General features: G+C 63.1%; 11 protein-coding genes. 9 read left to right on the forward strand and 2 right to left on the reverse strand.

The annotated features are described in order from the left end of the window. Nucleotides 1-56: 56 nt before the first annotated feature. Nucleotides 57-1,136, reverse strand: coding sequence for a sugar ABC transporter substrate-binding protein (locus NKJ94_RS20140; protein ID WP_352527265.1), 1,080 nt, complete (start codon nucleotides 1,134-1,136; stop codon nucleotides 57-59). 184 nt (nucleotides 1,137-1,320) lie between these two features. Between NKJ94_RS20140 and NKJ94_RS20145 the strand changes: the two genes are divergently transcribed. After that, nucleotides 1,321-2,358 carry an aldo/keto reductase gene (locus NKJ94_RS20145; protein ID WP_352527266.1) on the forward strand — a complete coding sequence of 346 codons (1,038 nt, stop codon included), beginning with the start codon at nucleotides 1,321-1,323 and terminating at the stop codon, nucleotides 2,356-2,358. A gap of 42 nt (nucleotides 2,359-2,400) precedes the next feature. On the opposite strand, the gene NKJ94_RS20150 is transcribed toward NKJ94_RS20145, so the two are convergent. Continuing rightward, complete coding sequence (locus tag NKJ94_RS20150; RefSeq protein ID WP_352527267.1) at nucleotides 2,401-3,183, reverse strand: helix-turn-helix transcriptional regulator; 783 nt, start codon at nucleotides 3,181-3,183, stop codon at nucleotides 2,401-2,403. Between the two features lie 160 nt (nucleotides 3,184-3,343). On the opposite strand from NKJ94_RS20150, the gene NKJ94_RS20155 reads away from it, so the two are divergent. The 8 genes from NKJ94_RS20155 to NKJ94_RS20190 all read left to right on the forward strand — a co-directional run bounded on the left by NKJ94_RS20155 (nucleotide 3,344) and on the right by NKJ94_RS20190 (nucleotide 14,110). After that, on the forward strand, nucleotides 3,344-5,473 hold the full coding sequence (locus tag NKJ94_RS20155; protein ID WP_352527307.1) for a hydantoinase/oxoprolinase family protein: 2,130 nt from the start codon (nucleotides 3,344-3,346) through the stop codon (nucleotides 5,471-5,473). A gap of 13 nt (nucleotides 5,474-5,486) precedes the next feature. After that, nucleotides 5,487-7,691, forward strand: coding sequence for a hydantoinase B/oxoprolinase family protein (locus NKJ94_RS20160; RefSeq protein ID WP_352527268.1), 2,205 nt, complete (start codon nucleotides 5,487-5,489; stop codon nucleotides 7,689-7,691). Beyond that, nucleotides 7,688-8,182, forward strand: a complete 495-nt coding sequence (locus NKJ94_RS20165) for an acetone carboxylase subunit gamma (RefSeq protein ID WP_352527269.1) — start codon at nucleotides 7,688-7,690, stop codon at nucleotides 8,180-8,182. The genes NKJ94_RS20160 and NKJ94_RS20165 overlap by 4 nt, the downstream gene beginning before the upstream one ends. Before the next feature lie 4 nt (nucleotides 8,183-8,186). Then, a complete protein-coding gene (locus tag NKJ94_RS20170) occupies nucleotides 8,187-8,957 on the forward strand; it encodes a glucose 1-dehydrogenase (RefSeq protein WP_352527270.1) in 771 nt (256 codons plus the stop codon). 57 nt (nucleotides 8,958-9,014) lie between these two features. Beyond that, on the forward strand, nucleotides 9,015-9,842 hold the full coding sequence (locus NKJ94_RS20175) for an SDR family NAD(P)-dependent oxidoreductase (RefSeq protein ID WP_352527271.1): 828 nt from the start codon (nucleotides 9,015-9,017) through the stop codon (nucleotides 9,840-9,842). An 80-nt stretch (nucleotides 9,843-9,922) separates the two neighbouring features. Then, nucleotides 9,923-10,861 carry an ABC transporter substrate-binding protein gene (locus NKJ94_RS20180; protein WP_352527272.1) on the forward strand — a complete coding sequence of 313 codons (939 nt, stop codon included), beginning with the start codon at nucleotides 9,923-9,925 and terminating at the stop codon, nucleotides 10,859-10,861. Nucleotides 10,862-10,958: 97 nt separating this feature from the next. Next, nucleotides 10,959-12,020, forward strand: coding sequence for a quaternary amine ABC transporter ATP-binding protein (locus NKJ94_RS20185; RefSeq protein ID WP_352527273.1), 1,062 nt, complete (start codon nucleotides 10,959-10,961; stop codon nucleotides 12,018-12,020). Continuing rightward, complete coding sequence (locus tag NKJ94_RS20190; protein ID WP_352527274.1) at nucleotides 12,017-14,110, forward strand: ABC transporter permease; 2,094 nt, start codon at nucleotides 12,017-12,019, stop codon at nucleotides 14,108-14,110. The genes NKJ94_RS20185 and NKJ94_RS20190 overlap by 4 nt, the downstream gene beginning before the upstream one ends. Nucleotides 14,111-14,858: the final 748 nt, after the last annotated feature.

Raw genomic sequence — 14,858 nt, forward strand, 5'->3', positions numbered from 1 at the left:
AGCTGGGTGATAGCCACGACGACGCAGCAAGGGGAGGGGATAGTGTGTTGGAGGCGTCAGGTCGGCTCGACGTCGCTACGACCCTCGAAGCGGGACTTGCCGACATAGGCGTCGACATTGTCCTTGGTCACATAGGCCTGGCTGGTATCGCTGTTGGCCGGGCCGACGAGACCGCCGGAGAGCTTGTAGAGATACATCTGCTGGACCGGCAGGAAGCCCTGCAGATAGGCCTGCTGGTCGGTGGTAAAGTTGACGTCGCCGGCCTTGATGAAGTCCAGCGTCTGCGGGAACAGGTCGAAGCCGGCCACGGCGCCACCGGCTTTCACCAGGCCGTATTTGTTGGACACAAAACCACAGGCATAGGTGTCGGAACCGCCGGTGCCGAACAGGCCATTGACGGTCTTGTGGCTGAGATAATAGCTCTCGACGCGCGAGATTTCCGTTGCCGGATCCGGCCCGGTGTTGACGACATCGTAGGTGACGCCGCTGCCGCTGTCCTTGATCGCCTGGATGTAACCGTCGAGGCGCGGCTGGGTGTTGAGCGAGCCGGGCACGCCGATCGACAGCATGACGTGGCCGCCCTTGGGGATGAGCTTCAGCCACTTCAGCGCCGAGTTATAGCCGGACTGGTAGAGCGGCTGGCCGACATAGGACAGCCGCTTGTTGGGGCTGCCGACGGGAACGTCGGCGTTGAAGGCGACGACCGGAATGCCGGCCTGGGCAGCCATGTCGGTAGCGGCATCGAAAGCCGTCGGATCGACCAGGCAGACGGCGATGCCGTCGGATTTCTGCGCGATCGCGGTCTGCATGGCGCTGACCATTTCAGAGACGACGTTCTTCTGCGAACCCGTCCACTGATAGCTGCAGCCGAAGGCGGCGCAGGCGTCCTGGATGCCGTAGACCGTCGGCGTGAAGAACTGGTCCAGCGTCACATGGCAGACGAAGTGGAACTTGTAGGGCTTCTTCGGCAGGCCGGCCGATGAATCCGCCGCCCTGGCGGCACTGATGCCGCCGCCAAGGCCACCCAGTCCGCTGGCAAGGCCGGCGGCACCGAGACCGAGTTTCCCGGCCAGTGCGAAAGCGCTGCGCCGGCTGATGGCGGCGTTCACCATCTGATTTTTCGTTTCGTCGTCCACTTGGTTCCTCCCTCTTCGTTTTGCGGGTTGCCGCTTTTGTCGTCTGGTTACATTGTTATATGACAACTTTTGTGTCAATGCTTTTTCGACGCCGATTTGCGACGGGCCTTTTTGGGTTCGAACACGGTGCGGAAAGGTTGCCGCTTGACCGGCAGGTGGACGATACGGATCACAGGAAGCGAAAATGGCAGAAATCGAATTCAGGGCTGTCGCGAAAAACGGCCTGAAAGTGAGCACGATCGGGCTCGGCGGCACCGGGCTGGGCAATATGTACCGCGCCGTCGACACGGAAGCGGCGGTCAAGACGGTTCATGCCGCCTTTGAAAACGGCATCCGCTATTTCGACACCGCGCCGGTCTACGGCTTCGGTGTCAGCGAGACCAGGCTCGGGCTGGCAATCAGATCCTTGCCCCGCGCGGACATCGTCATCTCGTCGAAGATCGGCTACGACCTCGTGCCGATCCCGCCTGAGGACCTTCAACCGGCGCTGTGGGATCAGCCCGGTTCGTTCCGCGCCGAGTTCGACTATTCGCGCGATGCGGTGATGCGTTCGCTCGAAGGCACGCTCAAGCGCCTCGACACCGACTATGTCGACATGGTTTCGATCCACGACCCGGACGAGGCCATTCATTTCGGCCCCGGCGAAGACCCCTACGCCAGAAGCCGCTTCCGGGAAGCCATGGACGGCGCCTATCCGGCGCTCGACGAACTGCGTTCGCAAGGCGTCATCAAGGCGGTCGGTGTCGGCATCAACCAGTGGCAGATGCTATCTGATTTCGTCGTAGCCGGTGCGTTCGATTATTTCCTGCTAGCCGGCCGCTACACGCTGCTCGAGCAGGAACCGCTGGCGAGTTTGCTGCCGCTGTGCGAGCAGCGCGGCACCAAGATCATCATCGGCGGTCCCTACAATTCAGGCATCCTGGCAACGGGAGCGGTCAAGGGCGCGACCTTCAACACCAGGCTGGCGCCGGAACCCGTGCTCGAGCGTGTTCGCAGCATCGAGGCGCTGTGCGCCCGCCATCATGTGTCGTTGCCGGCGGCCGCCCTGCAGTTCCCGCTCGGCCATCCCATGGTGTCGAGCGTCATCCCCGGCGCTCGGTCCGCCGAGGAGCTGAAGCAGAACCTGGGCTATCTGCGCGAGACTATTCCCCCGGCTCTCTGGACCGATCTCAGGAGAGAGGGGCTCATCGAGCTCGGCGCACCCGTTCCTAGAGCGAGATAAGCGAGCTAAAAGACGTCGCCTTCCAACCTCCGAGGCAGCATGTCAGTTCGCAGATTCCCGATACTGGAAGAACTGCAAAAACAGTTCCCGCTCGGTGGTGATGTCGAGCTTTTCGTAGATGCGCCGGCGATGGTTCTTGACGGTGCCGACGGTGATGCCGAGACGCTCGGCGATGTTCGCCGTCGGGTGACCCGCCAGGATCAGCTGGACAAGTTCCCGCTCGCGCAGCGACAGCTCTGGCCACAGGCTCGCCGGGATGGTTGGCTCCTGCTGCGGCGAGGCGCCGGGGCCTGTCGGCGCCGACGTGCGCGAGAACTCGGCCCCGCGCGCCTTGATGTCGAGTGCGTGCAACGCCTCGAACACCGGCAGCCGCTCATCCAGCAAGGCGATCTCGCTGTCCTTGAACGACATCGTCGAGCGGTCGAGGAAGATACCGAGGCACCAGTCGCCGCCATCCGCCAGCATGATGCCGACCTCGTCGCAGATTTCCGACTGTGCCAGGAAGCCGGCTATGTATTGGCCGCGCTTTGCCTCGTCGTCGGCAAGCCGCTTCAGCGGCATGATGCCCAGCCTTCGCTCGCGCCGCCACGAGGCATAGAACGGATCGAAGACATAATAGCTGGCGAGGTAGCGCTGGACCATCTCGTCCGAGAAGCGCCGGTGCTTGACGAATTCCGGCGTCTGCGTCGCCGAATAGCGCGTCACGGTGACGAGGTCGTGCTCGATGTCCGCGCCGATCAGGTCGATCAGGCAGTCGACATGCCTGTCCGTGCCGGTGGCGGCGATCGCTTTGGCGAGCGGCGCCCAGATAGTGCCCATGCGCATGCCCTTTTCTCAGCGATATCAGCCCAGCCGTCATTGTGTCTTTAGGCATATGGCGCGATGCCGCCCGTCGAATCTAGCCTAGCGTCAACTTAGACCAGATCCCGAGGCGACCGTGACCCAACCCAACCTCACCGGCCCCATTGTTGGCAACCCGCCAATCATTGGCAATCCGATCGTCATCGGTATCGACGCCGGCGGCACCATGACCGATACGATCCTTGTCGATCAGGAGGGCCACTTCAAGATCGGCAAGTCGGCAACCACTCCGAAGAACGAAGCCGAGGGTTTTCTGGCCTCGGCCGAGGACGCGGCAGACGCCTGGGGCATATCGCTGGAATCGCTGTTTTCCGGCGTCAATGTCGTGCTCTATTCCGGCACCGGCATGCTCAACACGCTGTTGTCGCGCACTGGCCGCCGGCTCGGGCTAATCACCACCAAGGGCCTGGAAGACATGATCCTGATGGGCCGCGGCCTGCAGGCCTGGGCCGACTATTCCTACGCTGACCGGCTGCATGCGGTCACCCACCACCATCCCGATCCGCTGGTGCCGCGGCGTCGCACCCATGGCGTCACCGAGCGCATCGACCAGTTCGGCGACATCGTGCTGCCGCTCTACGAACATGAGGTCTCAGCCGCCGCGAAGAAACTGATCGCCGACAAGGTCGAGGCGATCTGCATCATGACCATCTTCTCGCACGTCAATCCTGTGCACGAGAAACGCATCGCCGAGATCTGCCGCGATGAGATCGAAAAGGCGGGTGCCGAGATCACCGTCTACACAAGCCACGAGATCCGCCCGGTCATCCGCGAGCAGTCGCGGCTGAACTCGGTGCTGATCGAAGCCTACGCCACCTCGCGCGGCCGCAAGCAGCTTAGGGGTATCGAGGACGTCTCGAAGAAATACGGCTTCAAATATGGCGTCCAGACCTTGCTCTCATTCGGCGGCCTGACCTCGATCAACCACCCGCGCCTGCATGAAACCATGATCTCCGGCCCGATCGGCGGCATCCTCGGTGCTGCCTATGTCGGCAAGCTGATCGGCAATGATTCGCTGATCTGCTCGGACATGGGCGGCACGTCCTTCGATATGGGCGTCATCACGCGCGGCCAGACGCGGATCGAGAACGAGCCGCTGATGGACCGTTTCAAGCTCAACGTGCCGACGCTGCATCTCGACACGATTGGCGCCGGCGCCGGCATGATCCTCAAGGTCGACCCGCTGACCAAGAAGGTCAGTCTCGGGCCGGAAAGCGCTGGCTCCGACCCCGGCCCGATCTGTTTCGATCGCGGCGGCACCGAGCCGACCATCGCCGATTGCGACGCCATCCTCGGCCGTCTCAACCCGCACTACTTCCTCGGCGGCAAGGTCGTGCTGCAGGTCGAGAAGGCCCGCCGCGCCTTCCAGGAGAAATGCTCCGACATATTGGGCGTCGGGCTGGAGGAAGCCGCCGAAGGCATGATCGACATGCTGGAGTCCGATGCCAACAACGCGCTGCGCCGCGTCATCTCGGGCCAAGGCATTCACCCCTCGGAGTTCACGCTGCTGTCCTACGGCGGCTCGGGTCCGTTGCATCTGGCCGGCTGCTCCAGGGGCATCGGCTTCAAGGATATCATCACCTTCCAGTTTGCCGCTGCCTTCTCCGCCTTTGGCTGCACCACCGCCGATTTCATGCGCCGGCATTCGGTGTCGACGCAGCACGACATCCCGTCTCGTGCCGACGAGGCGACGCTTGCCGGCTTCGGCGCCAAGGTCACCACGGTCTGGAACGATCTGACCAAGGCAGCGGTCGACGAAATGATCGCCGACGGCCACGCTCGCGAAAAGATCAGGACCGTGCCGTTCCTGATGATGCGCTACACCGGCCAGCTTGAGGATGTCGAGGTCATGGCGCCGCTCGCAGAGGTCAACTCAGCCGACGACATGCGCAAGGTCCTCGATGAGTTCGAGGCGGTCTACGCCAAGGTCAATCACCGCGTTTCGCGCTATGGCGAAGCAGGCTTCACCATCACCGAACTCGGGCTGATCGCCACCGCCGACAAGGTCAAGCCGGTGTTGCTCAAGCGGTCGCTCGGTGCCTCCAATCCGGCATCCGCTCACAAGGGCGTGCGCGAGGCCTATATTGGCGGGCGCTGGCACAAGGCCAATCTCTACGAGATGGATCTCTTGCAGCCCGGCCATGAAGTGATCGGCCCGGCCATCATCGAACATCCCGCCACCACGCTTGTCGTTCATCCGCAGGACCGCGTCCATGTCGATGAATGGACGCTGCTGCACTACACCCACGCTTGAGAGGGCGACCGCCATGTTGGACAAACCTGCCTCGGCCCTGCGCCTTCGCGAAAGACTGCTCGATTCAGAGCGGTTGATGGAAGAGACCGGCTGCTATGACGGCATCACGGAACTCATGCTGCGCAACCAGGATCCGCTGAAATTCGAGACGCTGCACACCAAGCTGCGTGCCTATTGCGTCTCGGCCCGTGAAATGGCGCGCCGCATCTCGGCCTCGCCCGGCGTGCGCGAGGTCGGCGAAATGGTGGTCGCCATCTATACGCCCGAGGGCGATGCCATCGCGCTCTCCAACGGCATCATGGTGCACGTCCATACGATGAGCCGCTTCATCAAATGGATGATCAAGAACAATTACGAGGAAAACCCGCGTATCCGCGAAGGCGATATCTTCGCCAACAATGATGCCTTCATCGGCACCGTGCAGGTGCCCGACGTTATGGACGTGGTGCCGATCTTCTATGACGGCACGCTGGTCGGCTGGGCGGGTGCTGTCTGCCACGAGCTGGAAGCGGGTGGCATCACCCCTGGCGGTGACGTCTGCCTGGCGCAGGAGCGCTTCACCGAAGGCCTGTTCGTCTGCGCCGAAAAGATCGGCGAGAATGACGAGATCCGCCGCGACTATGTGATCCGCTGCGAACGCAATCTGCGCATGCCAATCTACTGGGTGCTGGACGAGAAGGCCAAGGTCGCTTCCTGCATCGACATGCGTGAAAGCGTCAAGCAGCTGATCTCCGAGATCGGCCTCGACTACTGGATGAAGGTGTCGAAAGAGTTCATCGAGGAAGGGCGTCGCGCCCAGCTCGCCCGCACCCGCCAGCTCACAGTCCCGGGCATCTATCGCGGCCACACCTTTTACGGCCACGTCACCGCCGGCAAGCCCGGCTTCCAGCTGCTCGGCGATCCGGACTGGCTCTACAACATCCCGATCGAGATGGAGATCTCCACCGACGGCAAGATCACCATGGACTTCGAGGGCACCCAGCCCTGGGGCTACCATTCGATGAACTGCACGCCGGCCGGCATGGATGGCGGCATGTTCGTCACCTTGACCCAGCACATGAATTTCGAAGGGCTGGTCAATGACGGCGCCTGGATGGCGACCGAATTGAAACTGCCGCACGGCACCTGGACCAACCCCGACAACGAGATGGTGGCGACCGCCACCTCATGGGCGCTGCTGCTGCCGGCCTATGGCGTCTTCCAGCGGCTTTTGTCACGCGGCTTCGTAGCGCGCGGTTACGTGGAGGAAGCTTTCGTCGGCCAGGTCAACAGCCCGATGATCGAGATGGGCGGCGAGAGCCAGTACGGCACGCCGTTCGGCATGGCGCATTTCGAATGCGCTGCCGCCGGCTCCGGCGCGCTCGCCATCAAGGACGGTCTCGACACCGCCTATGTCGGCTGGAACCCGGAATCCGACATGGGCAACATCGAGGTCTGGGAACAGTCGATGCCGATGGTCTATATCGGCCGTTCGATCGCGCCCAACTCAGGCGGCGCCGGCAAATATCGCGGCGGCTGCTCCTTCGTCTCGACCTGGCTGATCAACAAGACCTCACATCTGCGGCTGCACACCTCGGAGCATTCCTCCAGGGTGTTCGACAATGGCGGCATGTGCGGTGGCTATCCGGCGCCGACCTGCCAGAAGCACCGCGCTGTGCGCAATTCCAACATCCACGAACTGGCCGCCAAGGGCGAACCGCTGGCGCATGCGCCTGGTATCGATCCGCATGTCTCCGACTACGAGAAGAACATCGGCGGCGACCATGCTGTGGTCGAGGGCCCTTACATCACCTCGCCGCACAAATCCGGCGATATCTTCAGCCATTGCTACAATGGCGGCGGCGGCTATGGCGACGTGCTGGAGCGCGATCCGATCAAGACGGCCTGGGATGTCGAGAACGGTTTTCTCACCCGGCAAGCGGCGGACCAGGTGTTCGGCATCGTGCTGAAGGACGATGAAGACGGCTATCCCATTGCCGATATCGACGCGACGGTCGAGCGTCGCGCCGCCATGCGCAAGCAGCGTCTGGCCAAGGCGATCCCGGTGGTGGATTGGATCGCCAAGGAGCGCGGCCGTGTCGAGAAGGCCGACTTCGCCCCTGAGGTGAAGAAAATGTACGCCAGCGCGATCAAGCTGTCGTCGCGCTTCACTAGGGATTTCAGTGAGTTCTGGAACGTCGACGCCAGATCGATCTTCATGCCGGGAGCAAAGCCATGACCTCGTACAGCAAGGAAGTCATCCGCGATCTGGCTGCTGGCCAGCTGCCCTGGCCGCAGACAAGGCGCATCATGAGCGCCTACAAGGACGATGACCGCTTCTTCAAGATGGTCGCCGTCTATCAGGATCGTGTCGTCTGGAAGGACCCGATCCTGCTGCCGGTCTCGGATCACCTGTTCATCTGCCAGAGCGGTGACGAGCGGATAACCCGGTGCGAATGCGGCCACTCCTTCGGCGACTATCGCAAGAACTGGAAGCTCAACGCCGCTATTCATGTCCGCAACACCGAGCAATCGCTGCGCGAGATCTATCCGAACAGCGACCTTCCGGATCCCGAATGGATGGAAATCCGCGAATTCATCTGCCCTGAGTGCGGCACGCTGCACGAGGTGGAAGCGGCGGCACCTGGTTATCCCATAGTGCACGATTTCGAACCCGACCTCGAAGGCTTCTATCGCGAATGGCTCGGCAAACCACTCCAGGGGACATGATGTCGTGAGCCGCGTCGCAGGCAAGGTTGCACTCATCACCGGAGCCGGCTTGGGCCTCGGTCGGGCGGCCGCGTTGCTGCTCGCGGCTCAGGGCGCCAGGGTGGTCGTTACCGATATTGATGATGCCTTGGCCCGGCAGACCGCCGAACTGATCGTTCAAAATGGTGGTGAAAGCCTCCATCTCCGTCACGACGTTTCAAATCCTGACGACTGGCCGCCGGTGATGGAAGCGGTCAAGCAAAGGTTCGGTCGGCTAGACGTGCTGGTCAACAATGCCGGCATCGCCATCGCCAGGAACATCGAGGATACCTCGTTGCAGGAATGGCGGCGCACCATGGCCGTCAATCTCGACGGCGTCTTCTTTGGCTGCCAGCAAGGCATCGCCCTGATGAAGAAAACGGGTGGCGGCTCAATCATCAACCTGTCGTCCATCGACGGCATCATCGGCGAGGCCGAACTTGCCGCCTATTGTGCTTCCAAGGGCGGCGTGCGCACGCTGACCAAGGCGGTCGCCGTGCACTGCGCCGAAAGGCGCTACGGTATCCGCTGCAACTCCATCCACCCGGGCTACATCTGGACGCCGCAGACCGAAAACTATCTGCGCGACCTCGGCACGCTGGAACAGGAGAAAGCCAGCGCGCTCGCCCGTCATCCCTTGGGCTTCCTCGGCGAGCCCAACGACATCGCCTACATGGTCCTCTACCTCGCCTCGGATGAATCGAAATTCGTCACCGGCTCCGAAATGGTCGTCGATGGAGGCTACCTTGCGGTGTGATCGACAAATCCTGCCGGCCTATGTTGCCTTTGCCAAACTGAATGGAGAATGCACGCGATGAAGACCCTTTCCGGCCGCAGCGCGATCGTTACAGGCGGGTTCTCCGGGATGGGTTTTGCCATTGCCACTGCGTTGGCCGAGGCCGGAGCGAATGTCGCCGTCGGCTCCTACATCGCGCCGGCCGGCACGGAGAAAGCCGATGCCGCCTACTATCCCGGCGCCGACGAGATCGCGCGTGTGCGTTCAGCCCTTGCCGCCCACGGCACCAGGGTCCACGCCGCCCATCTCGACGTGCGCGACAGCGACGTCACCAATCGGTTCGCGGCTGACGCCGAAGCCGCCATCGGCCCCGCCGACATTCTGGTCAACGCCGCCGGCACCACCGCCGAGCAGCCGGTCTGCGGCCATTCCGACGCGCTGTGGGACAAGATCGTCGACACCAACCTCACCGGCGCCTTCCGCGCCACCCGTGCCGTGCTGCCCGGCATGATCGGGCGCGGCTGGGGCCGCATCGTCAACATCGGCTCGACGGCGGCTTCCGTCGGCTGGAAGGACAATCCGGCCTATTGCGCTTCCAAGGCCGGACTTCTCGGCCTGACCCGCTGCGTGGCGCTGGAAGGGGCCGCACGCGGGGTCACCTGCGTGATGATCAGTCCGACCTGGGTCGAGACCGAACTGATGCGCCGCAATGTGGCGCAGGTCGTCGAGCGCGAGGGCAAGGGGCGCACAGCAGAGGAAGCGATGGCCGACATCGCCAGGGGCAATCCGCAGCAGCGCATGCTGCAGCCGCAGGAGATCGCGGCTCTGGCCGTCTTCCTATGCTCGGACCTGGCCAAGGGCATCACCATGGAAAACATACAAATCACCGGCGGAGCACTGTGGTAGCGTTCTTGCGGGATGGTTCCGGCCTTCATCGGAGGAGGCCGGCATGACACAAGGAAAGTCCAACCGACAGGGGAACTGATATGAAAAGGACCATTGTCTTGAAAGGCGCCGGCATCGGGCTGGCGCTTCTGCTTGCAGCCAACGCTCAAGGGGGAGCCGCCGAAATCGGCGCCAAGGATGAGCCGATCAAGCTCGCCATGCTCGAATGGACCGGCGCGCATGTCTCCACGCATATCGCCGGCCAGCTCCTGGAGAAGCTCGGCTACAAAGTGGAATACGTCACGGCCGGCAACTTCCCGCAATTCTCCGGCCTTGCCGACGGCACGCTGAGCGCCTCGGTCGAAATCTGGCTGAACAATGTCGGCGACATCTATCCGAAGGTGCTGGCCGAGAAGAAGATCGAGGACATCGGCAAGCTCGACCTCGAGACGCGCGAGGGCTGGATTTATCCGAAATTCATGGAGAGAATCTGCCCGGGCCTGCCCGACTGGTCGGCGTTGACCAAGCCCGAATGCGTGCAGGCGCTGTCGACGCCCGAGACGGCGCCCAACGGCCGCTTCCTCGACTATCCGGCCGACTGGGGGTCGCGTGCCGCGACCATCCTGGCCGACAACAACATGCCCTACACCGCCGTTCCGGCGGGGTCGGAAGGCGCGCTGGTCGCCGAGCTCCGATCCGCCGAGGCCGCGAAGTCGCCGCTGGTCATGATGTTCTGGGGGCCGCATTACGCGCTGGCGGAAAACGACGTCGGCTGGATCAAGATGCCGCCCTGCAAGGACCAGAGCAACGAACATTGCATCACGCCGCCCGATGTCGACAAGATCGTCTGGTCCGGCTTCGGCGCCAAATGGCCGGCTGCCCTTGCCTTTCTCAAGGCGTTCAAGATGGACGCCACCGAACAGCAGAAGATGATGCTAGCCGTCGACAAGGACGGCAAGGACCTCGACACCGTCGTCAAGGAATGGGTCGACAAGAACGAAACCGTCTGGAAGTCCTGGGTCGACGCGGCCAAGGGGTAAACGCCTCGATGTCGCGCCGCTCGAGCGGTGGTCGATTTGCCAACCCGGCTTCGCATCGATGCGTGGCCGGGTTCTGGCCGCACGAGGGCTTCACGCAATGAACGCCGCCGCCCCATCAATCAAGCTGGCCTGCCGCAATGTTTGGAAGGTCTATGGGCGGCGCCCCGCCTACTATTTCGACTCGCGCGGCTACATCATCGAGCCGGACGCGCTGGCCGAGCGGCTGCGCTCGGAAGCGCATCTGCCGGCCGTGGTCGACGCCACTTTCGAGGTCGCGGCCGGCGAGATCTTCGTCATCATGGGGCTCTCCGGCTCCGGCAAGTCGACGCTCGTGCGCTGCCTGTCGCGGCTGGTCGAGCCGAGCGCCGGCGAAATCCTGCTCGACGGCCAGGACCTGCTCAAGGCCACCGGCAAGGAGCTTATCGAACTGCGCCGCCACGCCATGGGCATGGTGTTCCAGAATTTCGGCCTGCTGCCGCATCTCAGCATTCTGGGCAATGTGGCGTTCCCGCTGAAGATCCAAGGCAAGCCGGTGAAGGAGCGCGAAGCCCGTGCTCGCGAGATGATTGCGCTGGTCGGTCTCGAAGGCCGCGAGGCCTCGTTTCCACATCAGCTTTCAGGCGGCCAGCAGCAGCGTGTCGGCATCGCCCGCTCGCTCGCCGTCGGCCCGGAACTGTGGTTCCTAGACGAGCCGTTCTCCGCACTCGATCCGCTCATCCGCCGGCAGATGCAGGACGAATTCCTGCGCCTGCAACGGATGCTGAAGAAGACGATCGTCTTCATTACCCACGACATGGCTGAAGCCTTCCGGCTGGCCGACCGGCTCGCCATCATGCGGGCCGGCAAGATCGTCCAGATCGGCCGCCCGGCCGATATCGTCCTCAACCCGGCCGACGACTATGTCGCGCAGTTCACCGAGGACATGCCACTGCTGCGCGTCATCAAAGCCGGCGATCTCGCGACGTCGCTGAACGGGGCAGCCGTGCCCGAGGAGAGCGTCGCTGCCGATGCCAGCTTGGAGGACCTCATTCCACGGCTGGCCTCAGGCGTTCGCGCGTTCAACGTGCCGGGTGAGGGCGCCGGCCCGCCGGCGCTGCTGACCGCAAGTGCTGTCCTTGCCGTGCTGGAGCGGGAACAGACAAGGCGGACCCGGTCATGACGGCGCCGGCCGCATCGTTTCGATCCTCGCCGAGGGTCACAATCGAGCCGGCCCTTCTGCCCTGGTGCGCCTTGATCGCGCTGACCGCGCTGTGCCTCGTCCTCAAGACCGATTTCCCCTGGCTGGTGACGTTTCCCAAGGAATGGACCTTGCCGCTGGCGGCAGGGGTGAACGCGGTCACCGACGCTGTTGTGACCGTCGTCCAGCCGGCGTTCCGGGCCCTTTCCGCCGCGCTCGAAGCGCCGATGCGTGGCGCGCGTCTCGTCCTGGTCTGGCTGCCATGGCCGGCGGTGATGCTGGCGGTGGCGGCGCTGGCGCTGAAATCAAGCGGCATCAGGCTGGCGGCCTTTGCCTTGCTGGCTTTGACCTACATACTCCTGGCCGGCTATTGGCCGCAAAGCATGAGCACGCTGTCATTGGTGCTGCTCGCCGTGCCGATCTCCACCGTGCTCGGCTTCGCGCTTGGCGTGCTCGGCCATGCTAAGCCCGGCCTGCGTCCGATGCTGCTCGGCGCGCTTGACCTGATGCAGACCGTGCCGGCCTTTGCCTATCTCATCCCGCTGCTGCTGCTGTTCGGCTTCGGCCCGGTGGTCGGGTTGATCGCCAGCGCCATCTATGCGACGCCACCGATGGTGCGCAACACCTTGCTCGGCCTCGATCGCGTGCCTTCCGATATCAGCGAGGCCGGGTTGATGAGCGGCTGCACGCGCCGCCAGCAATTCTGGCATGTCGAAGTGCCGACCGCGCTGCCGCAGATTCTGGTCGGCTTCAACCAGACGACGATGGCCGCATTGTCGATGGTCATCGTCGCCGCCATCATCGGCGGCTTCGAGGACATCGGCTGGGAGGTGCTGTCATCGATGCGCAAGGCCGAGTTTGGCCAGAGCATCCTGTCGGGCCTGGTGATCGCGCTGCTCGCCATCCTCATCGACCGGCTGACGATCGGCTTTGCCAAGGCGCGTCCGACCGGGCCGACGGCGGTCATGACATGGATGACCGATCGCCGGCTGGCAATTGTCCTGGTCCTCGCGGCGGTGCTGGCGATTGCCATACGCCTCTTGTGGCCGGACGAAACCTTGCTGCCCGCCACTGGGCTGCGCATGCAGGTCGGCGGCATCAATCAATGGCTGCTGGGCCTCGTGCGCGACTATGCCTGGTTCTTCGACGGCCTACGCAACGGCGTTCTCTATTGCTTGCTGCTGCCGCTCAGGATCGGCATATCGGGGGCTGCGGTTCCCGCCATCTGGGGGTTCACGCTCTCGCCGACCGCGAACGCGACCTATGCTGTCGCCGTCCTGCTCGCCTGCGCCTTGCTGCTGCATCGCTTCAACTGGCGGCCGGCACTGGCGCTGCTGGTCGCCGGCACGCTGCTCTACACCGGCTTTCTAGGCTTTCCCTGGCCGGTTTTCATCCTCGGCATTGCCCTGCTCGCCTTTCAGGTCGCGGGCCTTCGGCTGGCGCTTTTTGCCGCCGCCGGGTTCCTGCTGATCCTCGTCAACGGGCTGTGGGGAGCGCTCGTCCAGTCCCTCTATCTCTGCACGCTGGCGGTGCTGCTTTGCCTTGTCATTGGCGGCGCGCTCGGCGTCTGGGCCGCCTACAGCGAGCGGGTTTCGCGCGTGATGAAGCCGGTTTGCGACGCGCTGCAGACCATGCCGCAATTCGTCTTCCTGATCCCGGCGCTGATGTTCTTCAAGGTCGGTGAGTTCACAGCACTGATCGCCATCATGCTCTATGCTATCGTGCCGCCGATTCGCTATGTCGAGCACGGCTTGCGCCATGTCCGGGCCGATGTCGTCGAGGCGGTCGAACAGATGGGCGCGACCCCGGTGCAGACGCTGTTCCAGGCCAAGCTGCCGCTAGCGCTGCCTGTCGTCATGCTGGGGCTCAACCAGACCATCACGGCGGCACTGTCGATGCTCGCCATCGCCGCCCTGGTCGGCACGCGCGATCTCGGACAAGCGGTCTATGTAGCGCTGGGCAAGGCCGATGCCGGCATGGGGCTGATCGCCGGCCTGTCGATCGCCTTCCTGGCCATTCTCGCCGATCGCTTGGTGCAAGCAGCGGTAGCGGGGCGGATAATGGATTTGTGATGCTGATCACTTGCCTGCCATGATCGCTTTCCCCCACGATCTGCCGGCATCCTGGCGAGAGATATGTGGCCAGGACGTCTGCGGTTTGTCGCCTTCGTGCCGTTACAGAGAAGAGTCCCGCAACCACTTGCTACTATAGACAATTTGAATTCACGCTTGCCTGATCGGGAGCGGCAATGGCCGTGGGGTATCGAGCGGGATCATTATGCGTCAAGATACAATGAATAAAATCGTCATATCTACCAGATACGTGCACCAATATGGAGGGCTGGGCTTCGCTAAACCCATGGCACGCAGGTGGTAGTTTCCCGCAGGACCATCTAAAGACAGAAGGGAACGATCCTACGCCTGTTTTCCGAGTTCCAATTTCTACCGTTCGTCGATCAGACTGCGATCAGCCATGCATAACGCCACTACAGCAAGGCTGGAAGTCCTATGGTCAATGCATGCGGTAAAGGGCGGCAACGACGTGCAAACAGGATGATTTGGACACCGACCACGGCTTCGACATGCCGGTCGTACAAATAGCGCAGCGCTGAAAAATCGCCGAGGGCGAAGCCAACCGATCGACCGCGTAATCTGGAAGGCATTGCGGCGGCCTTCGGCGACGCCGTTGGTGATCCTGCCGTTGTTCGGTCGCTCGGTCGCCGGATGGTATCTCGCAGACCACCGACAAGAAAGCGCGTGGTGCCATCTGGTCTACGGCCGCTCGTCGTAACCGCGCGCATTTCTTCAAGGCGTTCGTTGT

The sequence above is a fragment of the Mesorhizobium sp. M0060 genome, assembly GCF_040323155.1.
Classification (GTDB): Bacteria; Pseudomonadota; Alphaproteobacteria; order Rhizobiales; family Rhizobiaceae; genus Mesorhizobium.

Excerpts from the sequence above, each read along its gene's own strand:
- NKJ94_RS20145 (WP_352527266.1), top strand. The coding sequence starts at position 1,321 with ATGGCAGAAATCGAATTCAGGGCTGTCGCGAAAAACGGCCTGAAAGTG.
- NKJ94_RS20150 (WP_352527267.1), bottom strand. The coding sequence starts at position 3,183 with ATGCGCATGGGCACTATCTGGGCGCCGCTCGCCAAAGCGATCGCCGCC.
- NKJ94_RS20160 (WP_352527268.1), top strand. The coding sequence starts at position 5,487 with ATGTTGGACAAACCTGCCTCGGCCCTGCGCCTTCGCGAAAGACTGCTC.
- NKJ94_RS20165 (WP_352527269.1), top strand. The coding sequence starts at position 7,688 with ATGACCTCGTACAGCAAGGAAGTCATCCGCGATCTGGCTGCTGGCCAG.
- NKJ94_RS20175 (WP_352527271.1), top strand. The coding sequence starts at position 9,015 with ATGAAGACCCTTTCCGGCCGCAGCGCGATCGTTACAGGCGGGTTCTCC.
- NKJ94_RS20180 (WP_352527272.1), top strand. The coding sequence starts at position 9,923 with ATGAAAAGGACCATTGTCTTGAAAGGCGCCGGCATCGGGCTGGCGCTT.
- NKJ94_RS20185 (WP_352527273.1), top strand. The coding sequence starts at position 10,959 with ATGAACGCCGCCGCCCCATCAATCAAGCTGGCCTGCCGCAATGTTTGG.
- NKJ94_RS20190 (WP_352527274.1), top strand. The coding sequence starts at position 12,017 with ATGACGGCGCCGGCCGCATCGTTTCGATCCTCGCCGAGGGTCACAATC.